This window comes from Nocardia sp. NPDC101769 (assembly GCF_044766925.1).
GTDB lineage: Bacteria > Actinomycetota > Actinomycetes > Mycobacteriales > Mycobacteriaceae > Nocardia.
In genome coordinates this window covers 1-1,082 of the sequence record NZ_JBIWMX010000154.1, presented here as the reverse complement: position 1 = coordinate 1,082, position 1,082 = coordinate 1, and the positions used below count along the sequence as shown (strand labels likewise).

At 66.3% G+C, this 1,082-nt stretch carries 1 protein-coding gene; it reads left to right on the top strand.

The window, feature by feature from the left end:
- Positions 1-130 precede the first annotated feature (130 nt).
- The coding region (locus ACIRRA_RS46095) for a RimK family alpha-L-glutamate ligase (RefSeq protein ID WP_402782533.1) at positions 131-1,082 on the top strand (952 nt) is incomplete at its 3' end.

Genomic DNA, 1,082 nt, shown 5'->3' with positions numbered 1-1,082 from the left:
TCTGTTCTCCCGAAACGAGATACGTAGATCGTCTGCCCGCATTATCTTTGTGACGCGGCGGTCGGCGATCCGGCTGTGGCACCTACCAGCGAAGGGCACACGCGAGGCCCCTCGACTACAGGGGGAATACATGCCGATCAACGAGCCGTCACATCGTCTACCGCAAGTTGTCGTGCTGGCCGATCATGGTTCCCAGGAGAAGAGCCGGGTCGTGCTCGAGGCCGCCGTCGCCGAACTCACCGGCGGTCCCGCCATTTCGATCGATGCTCGCGACTTCCTGCGGGGTGGCCGCGGACGGGCCGCAGCGACCGCGGCCGGGCTGACATTGTGGAGCGACCGGCTCGCACCCGTCACACCGGACGCGATCGTGGTCTACGAGATCCATCCTGATGACCGTGCACGTTTCACCGAGTTCCAGGCGCTGCTCGCCGCCAGCATGGTGCCTTGCCTCGGCGCGGGTGACGCCGAAGCCTGGCGAAATGCCACCGACAAGGCAAGAACCACAGCCTGTTTCGAGCAAGCAGGTATCCGGTATCCGGCCACGATCGTGCTGCGTGATCCGAGTTCGGAGACCGCAGCCGCCGCCTTGCATCGCCTCGGCGGTGACGCGTGGGCCCGCCCGGTCACCGGTCTCGGCGGTCGCGACGTATTCCATATCGACACCGACGCGGCCCTGTTCGAGGCGATGCGGCTCTACGCGACGACTCGCCAGGACTGGCTGTTGTCGGCCGATGCCGGAAATCTCGACGACCACGGCCGCCGCCACCAGCTGCGGGTGGTCGTGCTGGGTGACCAGGTTCTGCGCGTCGTCGAGCATATCCAGGACGATCCCGACGCCCCGTGCAACGAGGCCAAAGGCGCCCGCTCCTACCTGCGTCCGACGGCGTCCCTGCCCGTCCACCTTGCACAATTGGCCTGTGCCGCAACCCGATCCCTCGGACTGCCCTTCGGTGGCGTGGATCTGTGCACCGAGAACGCCGGGCTGGTATTCGAGGTCAACGTGCACCCGGCCCTCGACGTCGTCCAGGGACTCGAAACCGTGGCTATCCCCCTGGTCGCAGCACACCTCGACACCATCGGGT